The sequence below is a fragment of the Nostoc sp. PCC 7524 genome, from assembly GCF_000316645.1.
GTDB lineage: Bacteria > Cyanobacteriota > Cyanobacteriia > Cyanobacteriales > Nostocaceae > Trichormus.
In genome coordinates, this window is record NC_019684.1 from 3,928,984 (window position 1) to 3,950,745 (window position 21,762).

The 21,762-nt window shown below is 47.2% G+C and carries 1 protein-coding gene (only partly in view); it reads right to left on the reverse strand.

Annotated elements, in window-relative coordinates; all coding sequences use genetic code 11:
* A protein-coding gene (locus NOS7524_RS15830; protein WP_015139489.1) for a tandem-95 repeat protein crosses the window boundary here: on the reverse strand, window positions 1-21,762 show its 3' portion. The gene runs 10,506 nt beyond the window's last position; only the last 21,762 of its 32,268 coding nucleotides appear in the window; its start codon lies off the right edge, out of view — the gene reads right to left on this strand; it ends in the stop codon at window positions 1-3.

A 21,762-nucleotide genomic window follows, 5' to 3' on the forward strand; every position in this document is an offset into this window, starting at 1 on the left:
CTAACCCTGAGAACGGATAATCAAAGCTAGTTTCCGTGCATCAAGGACTGTAATCATGCCATCACCATCTAAATCGCGTGCATCAGTTTGAGTACCAAACAGCGTTGCTACACCAAGGCTATCATCGAGAATTGCACCGGTGACGTTACCAATATTGAGGGAGAAATCCTTGTTGGTTGGCTGTGGTGCAGTGGCTGGTTGATTACGTGCTGCTAATAACAAATTCATATCAGCTTGATCTATCTTGCCATCACGGTTAATGTCTCCGGCTTTCGGTTGATTCAACATTACCTTAATTGTCTGGATTGTTTCTCCGGCGGCAAAGGTGAGATTACCAGTGCTAGCAGTATAATCTACGCCTGCTTTGGCTGTGCCATCGCTAGTGTTGAAGTTGAAGGAGACTGGTTGATTGCTGGGTGCTGATAATCTGACAGTAAATAAGGCAAAGGTATTGTTTTGCTCATCTGTGTTAACGGTGACATCATCAACTGTGAGTTTAGGAAGTTGAGTATTCACAATTACCTGTAAAGTATCTTGAGTTCTACCACCATCTTTGTCAGTAACAGTTAGGGTGACTGTATAGCTACCATCACGTTCATAGCGATGGCTGGGGTTAAGTGTACCTGTGGCTGTATTACCATCCCCAAAGTCCCATTCAATTGTATGGGTATCTAGGATACCAGGGTCGGTGAATTGACCTGCAAAACTGACTAATGAACCTTGAGTAACTGTTTGATCTGCCCCTGCATTGACTATAGGTGCAATGTTGGCAACTGTCACAGTAAAGGTTTGAGTCGTAGTTGCACCATAAGCATCAGTGACGGTTAGGGTAACGATATACTCACCATTGTCTGCAAAGGTATGTTGTACAGTTTGACCCGTGACAGTTTGATTATTATCGCCAAAACTCCATCTGTAGGTGAGAGTGTCGTTACCTGGGTCGGTTGCAATGACGCTAAAGATACCAGTGTCACCTTCATTGAGGTTGGTGTCGCCAGTAATCTCAGTGATGACTGGGGATAAGTTATTTACCTCAATGCTGACAGTGGCGACATTTGAGATTGCACCTTGGTTATCTTTGACGGTGTAGGTAAAGCTATCATCGCCAGCAAAACCTGTGTTGGGGGTGTAGGTAACGGTGCCGTCATCGTTGACTATGACTGTACCGTTGCTGGGAGAAGAGGCGATCGCTACACTACTGCTATCCAAAGTACCATCGCTATCAGTGTCGTTGTCTAAGACAGGGATATTTATAGATGTACCTTGATTGACGGCGATGCTGTCATTGCTAGCAACTGGTGCAATGTTATTGCTGGGGTTAACCGTGATGCTGACAGTGGCGAAATTCGAGATTGCACCTTGGTTATCTTTGACGGTGTAGGTAAAGCTATCATCGCCAGCAAAACCTGTGTTGGGGGTGTAGGTAACGGTGCCGTCATCGTTGACTATGACTGTACCGTTGCTGGGTTGTGAGGCGATCGCTACACTACCCATATCCAAACTACCATCACTATCGCTGTCGTTATCTAAAACAGGGATATTTATAGATGTACCTTGATTGACGGCGATGGTGTCATTGCTAGCAACTGGTGCATCATTGACTGGGTTGACTGTGACTGTCACTGTTGCTGGGTTAGAAATTGCACCAGCATTATCTGTGACGGTGTAGGTGAAACTGTCACTGCCGTTAAAATCGGCGTTGGGTGTGTAAGTGATTGTGCCGTCTGGGTTGACTTGGATGATTCCATTTTGGGCATCATCTACGATCGCTATAGTTGTTGTATCTAAAGTGCCATCACTGTCACTATCGTTAGCTAGGACGGGAATGGTTACTGCTGAGTCTTCATTGGTGGTTACTTGGTCATTGACGGCTACGGGTGGTAGGTTGCCACCAGTAATAAAGGCTACGTTGTCAATGGTAACTTTGGCATCGCGATCGCCAAAACCTAACAGGTCAAAGTATAAGGTGGCGGGGGTAGAACCATTCACAGCGAAACTGCTGAGGTTGATATTAACTGTGAGTGGTGTGTTGAGAGAGATGACACTACCAGATGCACCTACGCCACTAATTTGCACAAAGTTGGCGTTGTAGTAAATCTTGCCTTGGTTCTGCCCAAAAGGTTGGATATTCAGCAGTGCATCGGTGTTGCTGAGGTCATTGAGTTTGATGAGTGCAGTCTTACTGGTGGGGTTGAGTAAAGCCACCTCGAAAGCATCAGCCGGATTGTTAGCTGTTTGCTCCAGGTTGACATTGAGTAACTGGAATTGCAGAGTTTGTGAGCCTTGGGGGATGGTGAAGGTTTGGGCAAAGCGAGATTGCTGGAATGCCGATTCTTCTAGGACACCTTGACCGTTGACTACACTAGCTGCGCCTTGGGTTGTCCAGCCGAAACCGTTGCCATTGGCGATCGCAAAGTCACCGTTGATGATAGTATTGGCGATCGCAGAGTTAGCAGTAGTTGTAGTTTGGGTATTAACAGCTACAACCTGCGGTAAATCCAGTTGTTGTTCAACGGGTATGGGTGACTCAGATACAGAAGTCACAGGTAACTGAGTCAAATTTGTAACAGTGGGCAGGACATTAGCTACAGGCTGAGAACCACGTACACTTTGAATTACCTTAATATCCAGTTCACCAGGAAGACGACGCACGCCAGGAGCCAAGTAAGCATTCATTAATTGCTCTGGGTGTGCGGTGTCGCTGATATGATTGCCATCAGCAGAGAGTGTAACTTTTGTGCCGTCGGCTGTGGTAAATACAGGAGAACCGTTTTCTGTAGTGAGGAATTGCTGGAAGCGGTTGTTATTTGCGTCAAAGCCGAAGATATGGCCTAGTTCATGCAACAAAACTGTGTAGAGGTCATATTTACCATAGGCAGCAGAACCTGCAAGTGCCTGGGTGACATTACTACCCAACTGTCTACTAAATTCGACTCCTGCATAGGGTTTGGTATCTACAAACCAGCCAACTCCCGCAGCATCATTGTCTAACAATATTGTGCCTGATGTTACCCATCTCAATTGATTGACTTGCTTAATCTCAGCCTGTCCAATCGAGTTTTCAGGTAGTTCTTGGACTTTAACTGTTAATTGCAATGGACTAATAAAATCAATAATTTTTGTCCAGGTATCAATGGCTGCAATTAGTGTAGAGGAATCCAGATTAAGAATACTAGCTTCTACTCCAAGTACACTTCCCTTTTGATCAGCAATCATCCTTCGTCCCATTGCAATTTCTTCTGGAGATAGATTGCTACCAACTATTCTGATAGGTAAGTTATTTCCAGATTCTGGAACCAATCTATACCAGAACCTGCCATCTGGAAACTGTAATCTTTCAACAGCCGTTCCAGGGAGAGCTTCAAAATCAATGTATTGTCCACCAACTCCTGGTTGTCCTGCTTCCCAAGCGTAGACTCCTTCACCATAGTGAGCCTTTGCACCTGTTGATAGGCGCATACCTTCCTTTTCGATTCTTGCATAAGATGCCATAGGCATATCTGAGGTGAGGCGATGGCGAAACTGTCGCGGAGCAGTCAAAAATTCCGCTACTCTATCAACCTTCATGTTTTGAAGATTACTTTGGGTTTCAATAAGTCTCACTAAAGATGGGTCTAGAGGCTCTGGAATATTTGCTAGTGTTGTGGGGCTAGAAGTCTGATTAATAGGAGTAGATATTCTTGATTGATTGGGAAGGTTAGGTTTATCGGTAACTTTTAATACTGTACGACTTTCAACTCCTTCAAAAATCTGGGATGCTGCTATCTTTTCACCTACTGTTGTTGTTTTCCTACCTATTTGTTCAGCTACTTGACTAACTGCTTGGGTGGCTGTACGAGTGATAGGAGCTACTTTTTTAGCGATCGCTGTCGCTAACTTAGGCGCACCAATAATGGTTGTAGCAATATCCACAACATCTAATGCCGCTCCTAAATAATCCCAGAAGGTTGCCGCTTCACCTGCGGGGGTGTCGAGTTTACCCCATAATGTACCCGTACCCTTGCCTACATCACCGAATAACCAGAGTGCAATTCTGGCAGGCCCCGTGGCAATGTCTACAGCAAACGCCCCAAAAGCTTCTAATGTTCCGGCATTCCCAGATAAGGCTACACTATTTGACCAGCCATCTAATACAGAGATCAATTGCTCGCCTACAGTCCCTTCTCGTTTTTCTTTCTCACGCTGTTGTTCTTGCCAAGTGGCAACTAATTCTCTGTGGTTGTATTCATCGATTTTTCTTTGATAATCCAATTTCTGTTGTTCGCGCCAGTGATCGTAAAGTAACCGTCTGCCTGGGTTAGATTCTGTGTTGAAATCTTGCATAAACCAAGGCTTGGTATTGGCTTCTACTGAGCTATATCCGGTTAAATCAACGTAGCGCAGAGGGTTGGCATAGGCGTATAAGTAACGGTGTAAACTCGGTGGTGTGTTGATATCACCTAAATATGGGTCTTGGCTAATAAATAAGCCGGTGTCTGCGTCGTAGTAACGCGCCCCGAAGTAATGTAAATCTGTTTCACTGTCAAAATAGTGACCTGTGTATTGTTTCCGGTTCACCGACTGACCTACTTGAGTGCGGATGTTGCCCCAAGCGTCATACTGATAGCTAATTTGCAGGTTGCCCGACTCATTAGTGAGGTTGGCTGTGCTGCCTAAGCCATCGTAGTGGTAAAACTGGCTTTGACGATCGCTAGCATTGGTGCTACCGGGAACAGTTACATCTGTCAAGGAGAGCAGCGCATAGCCGTAGTTGTATTTAACTGTGGTGTTGCGGTTGCTGTCGTACTCAACTAATGTGGCATTTTGGTCGTAGAGATAGCGGGTTTCTCCTGTGGCTGTTTTCTTCTTCACCCGTAGGCGATCGCTGTTGTAATCAAAGGTGACAAAACCACCATTTAAGTTAGGAGTACGCAGCAATTCGTCGCGGATACCGTATTCATAGGTCAAACTCGAACTGGGATTGAGAATTACTGTAATCGGGTTGCCATTGCTATCAAAGGTTGTGGCGACTGTACCAACTGTTTTAGAAATGCGGTTGCCGTTGTCATCGTAGTCAAAGGCAACGCTTTGAGCAGCATTGGTACTATTGGTTATGCTCCGCAGACGATTGATCCGGTCATACGTGTATGTTTGCGTAACTGTAGCATTAGTTGCTAAATCCTGGGTAGTTTCTGTGAGACGGCTACCGTTCTTAGCATAGGTGTAGCCAACCTTGCTCTTACTGCCATAGGTTACTTCTACTAAGCGGTTGAGACGGTCATAGGTGTAAGTTGTTACTTCTGACTGTCCAGCGTTGATATCACGCTGGGTTTCTACTTGGCGAATCCGGTTACTGTTATCGTCGTAGGTGTACTCGTACTGGGAAAGTATGCCCGACACATTGCCGACTGTGCCAGTATGGTTAACGAAACGGGTGAGGCGGTCGGCTTTGTCATAGGCATTGGCGAAACTGTAATCAGCGATCGCGCCATTGGGATAAATAATTGCCTTGAGTAAGCTGTCGGGATGGTACTGATAAACAGTTGTGCCATCTTCCGTAATGGCTGCAATTAAACGGTTACGTTGGTCATAGTTGTAGCGGGTAATGATGCCGTCAGGATCAATGATTTGTGTGCGGTTGCCTTGTTTGTCGTACTGATACTGAATCGTTTTGTTGTCGTAATTAGTCGAACTTTGCAGACGATCTAATTTGTCATAGACATAGTTGTAAGTTTCCGTAATATTTGTGCCACCAACCCGTTTCACCTCTGTCTTTGTAATCGGATTGTTATTGGCATCATACTCGTAAGTCAATGACTGCATCTGGTAGTCCAGATTCGGGTTGAGATGATTGCTGTAGATAACACTACGGAGGCGATCGCGGTAATCGTAGATGCTCTCAACGCGTTGACTGTTGGCATCAATGGTCAGAACTTGGTTGTTGTTCGGGTCATAACCATACTGCCAGTGTAGTGCTGTAGCCTGATTGCCACCTGGGTTAAAGTTAGTGCCACGGGGGTTGTTACCGCGCACCGTATTAGTATCGATTGTGCCGGGTACATAGTGCTGGTAGAAATCTGTCAGGCGGTTAAGAGCATCATACTTATAGGTGACGAGATTGCCATTGGCATCCTGTTGAGCAATCTTGTTGCGGTTGCCGTCGTAGAAATAATAGGTAATGCCGCCAATACCACCGCGTTGTTCATCAACTGACAACAGGGTATTGAGTTCATCGTAGCGGTAGAAGGTGGTATAATCTTGACCCAATGGTTCAGTAATGCTACGAACGTTATCATTACCATCAAAAGTATAGGTAGTTGTTTCACCTTCAGCATTGGTTTGGCGAATCCGGCGATAGCGAGAATCGTAAGTGTACTGTACGTCAAAGCTGCCACCATGCTCACGGGCATCTTTCACGGTCAGTAAATTATTTACTCGGTCGTAGGTGTAAGTTGTTACTGCTGCTACTGGAGAATTGAAGCCTTCCGTCATACGAGTCATTCGGTCTGCACCGTCATACTCGTAGGTGGTGATATTACCCTGAGCATCAATTGACCTAACTTTGTTGTTGTTGCCGTCGTAGGCATGGGTTGCTAGAACAACAGTATTTGTGTTGTAGCGGTCTAAAAGGTCGGGATGCTGGCGACTTAATTCAACTAAACGTCCTCTGGAATCATTTTGGTTAATGGTTGTAATACCGCGACGGTCGATGTTAAGTATGCGATTCTTCTCATCTTCATAAACCGTTGTTACTCGTGTTTGGAATACGCCTTGGTTGTCATATTCATCAATGCGAGTTGGACGGTTAATTGCATCGTAGAAGTATTCCGTCACATGACCTTTTTTATCAGTTTGGCGACGCAGATTCATACCATCGTAGGCATAGGTGACGGTAAATCCGAGAGGATCAACTAACTTACTGGGGCGACCTAGTGCGTCAAAGAATTTCTCAGTCCGGTTGCCATTGGCATCAATTTCTACAACCTTGTTTTGTGGATCATTGTATTCATATTTTGCCAGGGCTAACCATTCGCCACCATTGCTAATAGTTTCGCGGACATTTTGCTGAAGGACACGATTGAGGTTGTCGTATTCCGAGGTAAATGTGATGCCGCGCTGATCAACATATTTAATCAGGTTATTATTTTGATCGTAAACAAAGGTTTCCGTCAAACCTAACAAATATGCGGCTTGAATCCGGCGGTTGAGTCCATCGTAGGTGTAGGTAACATCAACATCACGCGCTGTATTATTACCTTGCTCATCATAGCCTTGGGGGTCTTTGATTGTGACGACATTGCCGTTGGCATCGTAGGTATATTCAGTGATTAAGTTAAGTCCGCCAAAATCTAGTACCTGACGGTAGAGGCGATTAAGTCCGTCGTTGAGAATTTCGGTTTTAAAACCACGGGGATTAGTCACAACCAGACGATTATTCTTGTCATCGTAGAGATAACTGGTTGTATAGGTGACAGTGGGGGTATTAGGATTGCTGGGGTCGCCTAAGTAAACAAGTTCTTGCACCGTAGTAGGGCGATTTAAACCATCAGCAATGGTTTTACCATCGTCAATCGTGACAATATGGGTAACAACATCGTTACTCTTACGGATAGTTTGGACAATGTTGCTGTTGGCATCGTAGCGATATTCGATGCTGTTGTTATCTGCGTCGGTAGTGCTGAGGAGACGGTAAATCTGATCGTAGGTAAAGGTAGTGGCGTTACCATTAGCATCAGTTTGCCGCAGAATATTACCCACGCGGTCGTATTGAATATCAACTGTGGCTTTGCCTGTACCGAATTGGTTATCGGTAAAGGGTAACTCAGTCGTCACCACACGATACAGACGATCATAACGGAAGTCAGTGCGATCGCCGTTCAGATTGACCTCAAATAATCTGTTATTAAGTAGGTCATAGCCGTAGGAGGCAATCACGCTGTTAATACCTACACCTGTGCCTGATGGCCTGCCAAGAATGCGGATATTTTGCAGGCGATTGAGCGCGTCATAAGTGTACTGACGCACGACACCACGGGGGTCTGTTTGCAAGACCATATTACCGACGGCATCGTAACGATACTCAATAGTTAAATTTTGCTTAGAACCGTCTGCTTGTAGAATGTCTAATTCAGTTTGACGGATACGGCGGTTGAGGGCATCGTATGCGTATTCTGTCACCTGACCTAAACCGTCAATGACTTGCCGCAGTTGACCTTGTGGTAAATATTCATACTGTTCTATCTGGGAGGTTAAGCCGTAGAGAGTATCAATTTGCCGTTTTTCTATTTGCCGATCTAGGGAATCGTAATCATACTCTACCTTCCGTCCAGAGGTATCAGTAATGGACTTTAAGCGACTGCGATCGTCAAATACCCTTGTGACCTGATTGCCTTGAGCATCTTCAATGACAATAGGATTGCCATACTGGTCGTAACGTAAATATTTTGTCACTCGGCCGCGTGGGTCGGTAACACTAATCAAGTCACCTGCACCATAGACACCGTTATAAACTCGACCGCGTTCAGCGTATTGATATTGGACAAAATTACCTTCGGCATCCACAACAGCCAGCAAATTACCTGTGCGTCCAGTTGGTAGAGGCACGCTTGTAGGTAGTTCGACCCCATCCGGCAAGGCAAAAGCCGGACTATCGATCACAAAAATGGTTGTATTCTCTTCCGCATCGGTCTTACTGGTCATCTTGTTGAAGATGGGGTCGTAAGTGTAGCGCGTGATGATGTGATCTACAGGCTGACCTTGTTTGTTGAGAACAGGAGTGTAACCCGCCATAGCGGAGAAGTCGATCTTCTCCTCAATCACATTGCCTTGCGCGTCATAGCGATAGGAAATTTTACGTCCTAAAGCATCGGTTTCGGAAACAAGGACAACATCCACACCAGGACGGAAGCGGGTTCCTGGAACAATAGTTGGATCTTGAGGATTATCCGGTGTTGCCCATTCCCTGAGAGTTACTTTACCCAGAGGTTCTTCAATCTTCACGGCTGCGCCGTAGCTGTTGAGAGTATAAACTGTTGGGGCAACATTTAGTCTGGGGTCGGTAACGGTGCGCTTGTTCCCTAATAAATCGTAGGTGAATTTAATGATGGGAGATGAATGATCATTTGTGCTGGGTTCTCTGACCTCCTTGACAAATTCATAGGGACGGATGCTGAAGGCCGAATCAATGTCCCCAAAGCTCAGGGAATCTCCAGTTTCGTAATAGCTGTATTCAACTGTGTTGCCGTTGGGGTCTGTATAGGCAATTAAATTATGTCCTGTGCGTGCATCGCCTGGGGTATATTTATACTTCTCAATGCGGGTTTCACTAGGCAATGTACCCACACGTTCAACTTTGGTAAGATTACCAAAATTATCGTAATCATAATCGATGTATAAATCGTACAGGTCGATATTATTGGGGTCGGGGTTGTAGCCTGTGACGCTAGTGATGCGTTGGTCAAAGAAAATGGTGTCGTATTTGAGAATTAAGGCGCGACCGGAACTATCACGGATCACATCTAGGGTGTTGTAGTCGCTATCGATTTTGTACTTGAGGGTATCGGGAAGACTGTTCCAATTATGGTCGGTGCGATCGTAATACAATTCAATGCGATTACCATTGGGGTCTTCAATAAACTTGAGGTTAAAGTTTAGCCCAGAGAGGAATGGTTGAATGTCATTTTGCTCGAAACGATAGCGGATGTGAGATTTAGTGTAGAAGTCAAAGACATTAACTGTGGGGTCAGGCTGTACTAAGAGTGAGTGGTAGCCTGGTTGTGGGTCAAAGAATCGCGCACCTTCTGGTAGTCCGAGTAAGCGGGCGCGTACTGGGTCAAAATGTCCACTATTAATTGCAAAGGTATTACCTGAACCATCTCCACCGACTACGGTGAGGTTGCCAAATTTGTCTCCAATTAAACGCACATTGTAATTGTGAGTCCACCCAGCACCAAGGGGGCCGCGACTAGAATCACCTGCACTGCTATATGTGCGCGAGAAGTCAAGAGATAAACCCCGTCCAGGTATGACCACATCTTGGGAGGTGGTGGTCAGATGTCCACTCCACAGGTTGACACCTTTAACAACAGTTTGACCAATGGGGAAACTGTTATTGATTTCTACTTCGTGGTCAATGACTCCTGTGGTTGTAACTGTGTTACCATCTTCATCTGTAGCGGTGAGGACAAAGTTATATTCTCCTGGAGTGCCAAATTGTCCAATTGGTTGTATTAACAGGTAATGCACACCTGGGCCAAATTCGACATTATCTAGGGAATTGATGGTTGTAGTGTTACGGGTTACGGGGTCAATGAGTTGCAGACCTTGAGCCACAGCACCTTGAATGCGGAGGCTGACACGCGCTTTCTTATTCACAGCAAAGGTGAAGTAACCTTCCCCGATCGCCACTTGGCGATTCACTGGATCAATACGGGTGTATAAATGAATGCGACGTGTACTATCTCCAGCTATGGGTGTTCCTGGGGTGGGTGTGGGTAGGGGGGTTGGTAGTTGGGGCGGTAAGGGGTTGCGGATGCTGTATAACTGGAGTTCTAGGGGAACAACTGGTTCTGATTGGGTAGACAACCCTCGGACATTACCCGTACCAATGGGGCTGAAGGCAGAGGCAAAGTTTCTGAAGACGAGGGGGTCGTTGGGTCGGTTGGGCGGTCTGAAGGGAATGTCTAAGCGGTAATCAGCGTTGATATCTATGGTGTAATTGGGCTGTTCAAGGACAATAATTTCTCCATTGTTGACAGTTGTGGTTTGGTTGTTGATGGGTAACCGAATCAAGTTGAGACGAGGATCTACCTTACCTTCAAAGTAGAGGCGTTCATGCAATCCAATATCTGTAATGATTTCTTTAACGTTGTAGACAAAGACGGAATTTACACCCCCATAGGCAGCAAATAGAAACTGTCCATCTTCAGAGAGAACTAGGTTATCCATGAAGCCCAAAGGAATAGGACGAGTAGCAGCGACTACCTGGGTCGGGCCTTCACCTGGATTACCAAAGGGGTTGGAAATGATGGCAATATTGCTACCGCCAGGAACCCCTAGCCGGCGACGAGGATGGTCGGGGTTACGGCTGGGAGAGTCAGGGGCAAACAGGTTAAAGGCGCTGACAAAGGCAAAGGTGGGATGGTTGGGGTCAGCGTCGGTGAATTTTAAGGTATTGGCTGGGAGAATGGCGATCGCTTGGGCGCTGTTGACATCAAAGGAGTCGAACAACAGGTTTTCGCCTGGTGGGCTAAACAGGGGTGCTAAGTCAGGATATTGTTTTGGCGGTAGGAGGTTGAAGGGAATGTGACTAACGTTAATATCACTGACGTTGCCATTGACATTTTTGAGAATGCCTACCCCGTAATCATCTAAGCGTCGATTGGTGAAGGTGATGATATTGGGGTCATGGGTAGCCTGAATTTCCATTACCTCTGTTCCCGCTACCCCAGGAGGAGCCGCCAAAATTGAACCTATCAACTGGCGATAGTTATCGCGGTCGTTGGGATTAATGTTGAAGACATGGATGTAGTCTATGTTGTTGGGTTGAGTACGGGTATTACCGAAGGCGGTACGACCAGGAGCCGCTACAAACAGGCGATCGCCAGCCTTGTTAACTGCTAGTCCACGCAAACCAACAGGGGCAGTGGTAAAGATATCGCCAATATTAGCCAGAACGCTATTGTATTTGGCAGAGTAGGGCTGGGTATCATTAGGATCGATGTCAATTTGGTAGATAGTACCAGCTTCCTCATCGGAGACAAAAGCAAAGCGTCCTTGAGGATCAACGGCGATACGGTTGGGACGATTGGTTGTTCCCAAGGAGATGACATCGATTGCGGCAGTGCTGGGATCGACATCAATTTGTTGCAGGGCGATCGCATCAATGACTGCCACCCCAGAACTAAAGCCGGCTGGATCGTAGAATGGTACATACACCCGTGTACCATCTGGTGTAACGATGGTGTCTTTGGCAACAACAAATGTCGAATTAGTAACAGATATGGGAATCCGGGCTACTTGTTGACGAGTAGTTTGATTAATGGCTACTACCTGTTGATCAACACTCACCAATGCCCCAAAGATGTAACTGGGACGGGCGGCAATCTCTACAGTTGGGCTAAGGGCTGGAGGTGCGATCGGTGGTAAACCTTCACGCAAAGAAGGCTGAGTGCGTTTAACTTGGATTGTTGAATTGCCTACAGCTAACTTTTGGGGAATGATAGCGCGGAGAACTTCTTTATCACCTTCTACCGAGAACTGCACTTCATTACCCGTTTGGATTACCTGAGTACCTGTATGTTTTTCGGTAAAAATGACATCGCCAATAATATTTTGATACCGGAAGCGTTCACCTACCAGCTTCACCACTGAACGAGTCACCCCGTTAACTTCGGCTATCTCTACGGAAATTTCGTCAATTTGTGGAGCAGCACTGGGATGATCTGGCCCCAAAACTATGTTATTGAATGAGGTAGCAAAGGTATTAACTGCATTGGGTTGAATTTGTACTTCTGTACTGGTGACACGGGGTAATCCTTCTAGGGGAACTTCCGTTAGTTCTATCCTGCGAATATTCTGGGGTAAGGGCAGTTCAAAATATTCTCCTCTGAGGAAACCGACAGTAAATTGAGCAAATCTGAGTTTGAAGTATAGTTTTTTCTCGTCGGGGGTTGGTTCGACTTCAACATCCGTTGCTAATTTACTAAAAGTGGCAAAGGTCTGGATAGTTTGTGGGGTATCGTCTCCTAGTGAAACCTCTGCGCCAATTTGGAACTCTTGGGTAGTAATGGCAAAGGGATTAGCAAAAGCAATTCTACCCCGGACTTTGCCTATGGTATTTGGTGGAGCATAGGCAATTAAATAGTCACCTGATTCATAAATACCTGTGGAGAAGGGATTAGTACCAGTTTGGGCAAAACCATCTGCCCCTACAATTGCCGTATCAACTAGGAACCAAGTAGGAACAAGAGTACCATTGGCATCTGGTGAAGTGCCGGCTTGATAAATGAAAAGTTCGGAATTTACTGGAATTGTTTGAGGAACGGCGACTTTCAACTGCGCGGCTTGGCGGAAAATTTGATTGCCGAGATTTAGCCGGAAACTATCAACATAGCTAAAAGGTTCAACTAGGGGCAGATTAAATTGATTGAGGGTGAGGGGTGTAATGGCGATATTGGTAGTTGCGGCCAGGGCATTAATTGGAATCGCTAGGGTTACGCCACTATTATCGGTGAGGATACCGCCTTGGCTACCAATGGGTGAGGTTGAGCCTTGAGGTGCTTCCACACGCACAGGAATGACGGCTTCGGCTGCACCACTAATGATAGTTACTTCCGCACTACCTAATCCTTTGGCGATAATTTGTCCATTTTCCTCGACTTGGATGACGTTGGGGTTACTGGAGAAATAGCGAGTGCCTTGGGTAGCAGTGGTGAGGTCTGTTTCCCCAAAGAGAACTTTGAGTTGCTGTGTAGCACCGATACCACTGAGTAAAACACTATCGGGTAGGGGATCTATACCTTGCACCAAAAGTAACTGCTGATTACGGGTGCGGGGGAAACCGGAGACTAGATTGGTAATTGCAGAGATGCCGTTCTTACTGGCTTGGATGGTGGTGACACCTTGGCTAAGAGTAGTGATGATACCTTCATTTAAGGTAGCGATCACACTATTTTCTACATTGAGATTTAGATAAGAGAAGGGTAAGGCAACATTTTGTTGATCGGCAAAATCGCCAAAGAACTGTAAACGCTGACTATTATTGGGTTCTAGTTGGATTTGGCGTTGTCCAAATCTAATTCTCTGTAAAGGTTCGTTGCTAACATTAACAGCAATAACTCCCGATGCAGAATCATTAAACCCTTCATCAGCAATGAAACTAAAGCTGGCTCCTGTGGCAGAGCTAAAATCCTTTTCAGGGGTAAAGATGATACTCTTACCATCTGGACTGAGGCGAATAGTACCTCGGCTGAAGGCATCTGTGCGGAAGTAAATCGGATCACCTTCGGCATCTGTCACCAAGTTGCTCAGAGGTACGGTAACTTCTAAATTCGTGTGGGTGAGAATCTCAGGCAGATCTGCAACTATCCTTGGTGGGGTGTTGGCAACAAAACCAAAGTTGCGTCCGAGAATTTCCAGGTCGGCTGCATCTACCTCACCGCTAGCATCTAGGTCATAGCGTAGGTTGTTACGTATATCGTTGTTAGTTGTACCCAAAGCATTGAGTAAAGCTTGGTAGTCCCGTCCATCAACTGTTTCGTCGAGGCTATTGTTACTACCTGTGACATCCCCAGCAATAAATAACTTCAGGCTGTATGCACCTGTGGTATTGTCTGCACCTTGAATGTTGATGGCGTATAACGCTTCACGGTCGATGGCATACAAGGCATAGACACGTTTACCATCTGCAAAAATTCGAGGGGTGGATAAAGGTGTGAGACCATTAATAGTTGGTGCGGCTAGTTTCAGGTTGCCAGAGGTCGCTGTAATTTCTATGCCCACTAATACCAGTCCGCTTTCGGTGGAACGCAGTTCGGAATTACGGATGGTAAAAGTAAACTGGTCTACTTCCCCAGCTGTTGTGATTTCGCCAACTTTGGCAGGTGCGTTGTTGAAGCGGTACGCTGTACCCAAATCTGTGGGGCTGTTGGGTTCGGCGATCGCAATTAATTCATGGGGACGGGTGAGAGAATACCCATAACGGCTAGATGTACCTGCATACAGTTGGCGCACATTTACCAACGCGCCGTTATTGTCGTACTGGTAAATTACTTCACGCCCGTTGGGGTCGGTAATCTTGGCGATGCGCCCTGCGGCATCACGGACAAAGCGCACAGTTTCACCTGTGGAACTAATGATACCGCTATCACTAAAGAACAACCGTTTACCATCGGTGATTTGTTCGGTGATGCGTCCCCTACCATCTAACTTGTAGATGGTGCCGTTGGCAGCAGTTAAGGTATAGGCTGTACCTCGGAGTGCGGGGTTGGCTGGGTTGTATGGCTGACCTGAGTTGATTTCGTAGAAGCGATCGCTTGCCCGTATTAACAAGGTATCGGTAGATGCTAGGGTATAGTTCACCCCGTTATCAGCTACCCAAACAGGTTTGTAGTATTTAACGCCAGCAATATCTTGTGCTTGGGGTCTGAAGGTGAAACCACCGCGAGTGCCGTTGGGCAGGTTGAGGTATAAACGTGTACCAAGTTTGAAGGGATTGTAATTACCAAACTCTTCTCTGTTGGTTACGGGGAGATTGACTTGTAGATTGGTGTCAATGTTGCTTAAACTCCAACCGTAACCAAAGCTACCAAATTTATCAACGTTGAGGGCATCGTATACCCGCACTAAATTAACATTGACACCACCGAGGCTAATTTGTGCTAAATCTGTGCTGGTGATGGGTGACTGAAGTTTGTTAGCACTGTTGACTTCAATGATCACTTCCTGCTGGCTGGTGCGTCCACCGATATCTGCGGCAGTGAGGCGCAGACGATAGAAGCCATTGGCTAAGGTTTCAGGGTTGATGGTGGCTAAAGTGGTGTTTTGCCGTTGCTCATCATCTGTAGCCAGGGTGACAAAGTTATTGCTGTTGTAGGGAGCGAGTTCTACTTGCCATGTGTCGAGGTTAGTGTCGGCGATCGCCCCCCTAATCTCTTTTGTGCTGATAATTTTCAATCCTGCCAGTTCGGGATCTAATGCCACAACTGGGGCGGTGGTGTCGTTATTGTCGCGTACCTTCAAGATGGCTGTGGCTTTACCTGTGAGTCCGTCGCGGTCTGTGGCTGTGATTTCAATGGTGTAGGTTCCCGGTGCATCGGGTACATATACTGCTCTACCCAAGGCTTGGGAGTTGATGGGATTCCCATTCACCTTGATGACTAAATCTTCTCGCGCCACACCAGCCAGACTATCTACTGAAGCTTGAATTAACACTTGCTGCTTGGGTACGGCGGGGAAGCCGGGGGTAACTACTACCTGAACCGGTAAATCAGTGCTGGTGGGTAGACTACGAATCAGAATGGTTTGGGTAGTAGTGGTTTCACCGTCGGAAACATTGAAGACGACGGTGTAATCTCCTAGCTGTCCTGGGGTGGGTTGCCAAGTAAACTTACGGCTGGTGCTGTTAAATATCGCACCTTGGGGTAGGCGTTCTGCTTGGTAGGTGAGGGTTGTACCGCTATCTGGGTCTTCTCCTTCTAGAGTAAACTCTAGTGTTTTACCAACTACAGCCGTCCGATTAAACAGATCCTTGAAACTGGGCGGACGATTGACGTTTTCAACGTTAATTTCTACGTCTACAGTCCCTCTTGCTTGCTGAGAATCAATTACCGCAAAGGTGAGGGTGTATTTACCTGCTTGCCCGAATCCTGGTGTCCACCGGAATTGACGGGTAGTGGCATCAAATACTGCCCCTGTGGGTAATTGGGAAACCACAGTGTAGTTGAGCGGATCATTATCACCATCTGCACCGACTAAGGTAAATTGCAGGGGTGCGCCTTCGCGGATTTGTTGTGGTGGTAAAGGTAGGAGAATCGGCTGTTGATTAACGTCTGCAACCGTAATCTTTAACGCACCTGTAAATGTATTGCTACCATCAGTGATAGTTAGTTGTAGCGGTACTTCTCTGGTAGAGGCGAAGCTGGGTGTCCATTGTAGGCGACCAGTGAAGGGATTGAGAATCGCACCAGCAGGTAGGTTAGAAATGGTATATGTGAGGGCATCCCCGTCAGGATTGCTGAGTAATTCCCCTAGGAAGACATCTAATGGTTGCCCTTCTGTTGCAGTTAAGTTAATTGGCGAGAAGCTAGGCGCAAGGTTATCGGCGGTGCGGGCGTTGATGGTAAAGGTTTGTGTATCTAGTACCTGGCCGTTGGGGTGTTTGAGGGTTAGGGTAATGGCTGTACTACCTGCGGTGTTTGGTGTCCAGTTAAAGAGACCTGTTTGTTTGTCGGCACTGGTAGTAAAGCTAGCACCTGGGGGTAAGGGTGAACTCAGTTCCCAAGTGTAGTCTAGGGATATATTCGTCGGCGCAATGACGGGAATCTCAAAGCTGAGGTTACTACCTACCTTCACAGCTTTGGCACCGATGGGACTCATGTAAGGTAGTAGGGAAACAGTAAAATTAACTGCCTCGGTGAGATTGTTGAGTCCGTTGTTGACTTCTGCCGCGCTTAAGGTGAAGAGGTAATCTTCGGGGCGATCGCTAAAGTTAGGATTTAGGATCAGTTCACCTCTGCGTTTGCCATCAACGATACCCAAATCAATGAAGTTGGCAAAACCAGGGAAGACTCGACCTCTGCTATCTCTGGCTGTTAATGCTAAGGTGTCGCCATCAGCATCAGTTGCTTCAAATACCAGAGTGCGCGACTGGTTACGGGTGAGTGCGATCGGCTGATTGATGTTGACTGGTTGACCATCTGCTGTCTTCAGGGTGACAACAGGACGGCGGTTGGTGTTCAGGACAGTGATGGGAACAATCATCTCACTGGTGAGACCGTTGCCGATTTCCTTGGCGATGAATTTCACCGAGTATGTCTGCGTTGAAGCATTAAAGCTGGGTGTCCAAGTGAAGATACCTGTGTCTTCATCGAAGTCTGCACCTGTGGGCAGATTTACCGCTTCATACTCAATAGTGGCTTCTGTACCTTCGAGGGGTGTGAGTGTGCCATCGTCGCGCCGTTCTTGGGGGATGTAACCAGGGTTGTCTGGGTCTAGGGCGAAGACACGGAAGCGGAGTTGTTGCCCTTCTTGTACCTGTAATCTACCAATAGTGTCAAAGACAGGGGCAGCATTGACATCGATAATTTCAATGTTGACGGTTTGGGTGGTGGTGAGTTGCCCATCACTGACACTGAAAGGAATCCTGAATATTCCGGTTTGGTTGTAACCTGGTGTCCACTCAAACACACCAGTCACAGGGTTGATAGTAGCTCCCGCCGGCAGATTGTTACTAAAGTAGGTTAGGGTTTGCCCATCGGGGTCGGTGGCGGCTAGACGCAGGATGAATGTTTCTCCTTGGCGGATGGAGCGTTGGCTTTGCCCGCCGTAGGCATTGCCTGGGTTAATTAATGTAGGTGCTTGATTTGTTGGAGCAATGGCAAAGGTGACAGATTGGCTCACCTGTTGTTTGCCATCACTGACGACAAACTGCACGTTTTCGTAAGTACCCGCAGCCGTTGCGTCTGGTGTCCAGGTAAATAAGCGGGTTTCTGGGTCGAAGACTGCGCCTGGTGGTAGGTTATTAATCCAGAATAATAGGCGATCATTATCTGGATCAGATGCACCTATGGGAAGTTCTATGAGTTGTCCTTCCTGTCCGTTAATTTGGGTGGGTAGAGGTGAGAGGATGGGTGAACGGTTAGCCCCTTGGACTTGTAAGTTAAAGCTTTGGGTCGCGTAGCCGCCACGAGTATCGTAAACCCGCAAGGTAACTCTAGTATTGCTGGCTGTGCCGGTTGGTGGTTGCCAAGTAATTAAGCCCTGAGAACTAACGGCCATGTTGGCTGGTGCTTGAGTCAGCAAGTAGCCTGCAATTGTGCCATCGGGGTCTGTGGCTTGGACTTGATACTGATACTGTTGACCAACTAAGGCGGTGGTGATGGGTTGAGAGTTGATAACTGGTGCTTGGTTGTCGCCTGGTAGGGTGTAGATACCAGCAGCAAAAGCTATTCGCAGCTGATCGGGGTTATTGACGGTGATAACTTGGGCGGTGGTGGTTGCTCCGGCTCTGAGGATGCCATTAGTAGGTAGACTAGCACTCAAATCGAGGAGGTAGCCCAAATCAGTACGCTGTCCCGGAATTACCCCGGTGAAGGATTGGGCAGGATCAAGGAGTAAAGCCAGAGGTACAACTAGGTCATAGCTACCTTTATTCTTGACTGTGACATCCCAGGAGGCGGTTTCCTGGTTGCGATCGCTGCGAGTGTTAATAAACTGCAAGTCTACATTGGCCAGGAAGTCAGAAATAGCAGTGAAATCAGTTACATAATCCTCACCTATGGGCTGATTTCTCTGGCTCCTGACGCTACCGTTGACACGCAATTGATACTGGGAAGGAATCAGGTTATCAAATACCAGTTGGGCGGTGCGGGTGGTGGCGTTATAGCTGACGCTGGTGGGTTGGATGTTGCCTTGAATAACGTTTTCGCTATTCAACCAAGTCAGTTGATAGTTATTGGGGTTTAACACTGAGGCGCTATCTGTGGCCGCCCCTACAAACATAGCTTGGTCGAAGGTGACAGTCAGGGTACTGTTGGGTAAGGTGACACGGGCATCATCTGGGGGATTGGTGGCTGCTACCCTGGGTTGACGAATGGGGGAAAGGATATCAATTTGGGCAGACTGGCTCAGTAGTATCTGACCATCTTTAGTGGTGCGGATGATGTCACCACGGCTACCACCCTCAGCTAAGGTGAGGGTTCTCATACTATCGAGGTCAATTACTTCCAGGTCGCCGTTGTTGGTGGAAATAAACAACAGTCCTGCTAGTTCAGTGTTCAGCTGACCAAAGGCGATGGAATCGACAGCATCATTAAACCGCGCCATCAATTGCGGTGTGGTACGGACTAGCCTACCTGTGATATCCCGGATTTCGGTGAAGTTGACAATTTCACCCCGTTGTGGCCAGACTGCCCCCCAGAGCTTGTCATCTGGGCCAAATGCTAAGTTACCCACCCGTAAATCACTGTAATGGCTGAAGGTTTTACTGTTTGGGTTAAATACTTTAATACCATCGCCAGAAGATACATAAATCTCGCCAGTGGTGGGGTGAATTGCTAAGGCTTGGGTGATACCTGTGGAGTAGGCATAGGACTCAATCAATTCTCCTGTGTTGGCGTTGAGTTTCAGTAAGGGGCCGCCGCCTGTGGTTGCCCAGAGGAATTGCCGGTTCTTATCAAAGGCGAGGTCAAAGATGGGATGGGGTAAGGTGATCAGGGGTGTACCGACTTGACCACCTGCGGGGGAGAGGAGGAATAATTGGTTACGATTAACACCACCACTGGCAATGACAAAGCCATCATTGCGAATTGCGATCGCCATCGGCCCAATATTGCCATGACTTTGAGGAATACCCGTTGCAAAAGATTCCGCCTGGAAGGGACTTAAAACTCTGTCAAATTCCGAGGGACGAGTGCTGGAATTAGCACTGGGTGTAGTCTGAATTTGCTTGAAGAGTTCGTTGGCGGGGATGGCGTTGGGATTTCTGGGGGGTAAGGTACCCAGGTCAATGGGTGTGGTGGAAACATCAGGTAAGCTACCCAGGTTGGTTGTATCCCCGGTATCTGGCAATCTCACACCTGCGGGTGGTGCTTCTTGGTTGCCGGCTCTATCGGTGGCTAATACCAAGAAATTATATTCTTTACCTGCTTCCCCTTGGAAAACGCCAGATGTTTCAGTAGTTTGTCGCAGCCAAATTGTGTAATTGCTACTGCCTTTTTCAGCTACGTAGATGTTGTAGGATTGCACCCCAGAACCTTCGGTTTCGTCGGTGGCACTCCAAGACACTTGATAGGTGCGGCTAGCAGCGTTGGGTTGTAAGTCAATCACCTGGTACTGTGTTTCAGGCGATCGCACATCTAGGGTATGGGTGAGGGTAGCGGTGTCATCCGGGGGCAATGTGTTGAATGTAACTCTTGCTTGGGCGGAAATGGAGATAGGTTGAGTCTGATCAGTCGCCGGTGTCTTGGGTAAGATTGTATAGCTGACGAAGCCTTCACCCGCACCATTTTCGTTATTGGGCAGCAGTAAGCCAATGTCACCAACGGGAATTAGTAAGCCTGTGGCTGGGTCGATAGCACGGAATACCCAACTAGCTATAGTTTCATTATTAACGACACTCACACCCGCACTCACTTGCAGGATGTAGCCCTGGCTTTGGCTGAGGTCAATGTTAGTTTGGTAGTTGGTAACGTTGTCAGGTACTGGGATAGGAAGACCACCAATCTGAATATCACCAAGGCGGAAGGTACGGGCATCTAAATTGTTATCCAGAATGCTACGGATGATGATTTCCCCTGGTCTGTTGCTGCTGTCTGCGGGGTTCTGGAAACCGATGACGTAGGGTAAAGGTTTGCCTAATGGTAAAAACTGCTCGCTACCTGCACCAAAGGGACCAATAATTGAACTAATCTCTCCCGCAGTGCTGGCTGTTCCCCTAAAGAAGTTGGAGAAATCAACGCGAGTGGTTTCCACAAATCCCGGTAGGTCGAGGCGGGTACGGTGTGGTACATAAACGTTAAACGCCTCGAAGCGGGTAGGAGAAGACAATCCTAAGTCATATTCAGATGGTGCGGGGGGTTCTTCTCTACCCAGTAAGTCGGCTTGGTGTCCGTACCACTTGCGGATTTGGGTGAAGAATTCTACGATGTTTGCGTTAGTGACATAGGGAACACCTTGTTCATTCAAGGGAATACCCGATGCCAGCACTGCCATTGCACTGACAACATAGGGTTCGGTGTCGATATTAGGTGGCGTGTCTTCCTGTCTGAGAATACCTGCTTGGCCTAAAGCTTTGAGATATAAATCACTCCAACCGTTTTCATCAGCTGCCAGCAAAATCAACCCCGATGGGGCGTTGGGGTCTTGGAGAATCGCTAGCCGTAACTTATTGGCATCTCTGCGTTGAGCATCCTTGAACTCTTGGGGAGTCATGGGGGTGATGGCTGCCAAGATGTGGAACTTGAAGGATAAATCCACATTCGGGTCGGATAGTACGCCATCTAAGGCGCGGGGATTCCTGGCCAAGATTTCTTCAATCCCCTTGAAGATATGGGCAGTAAAGTT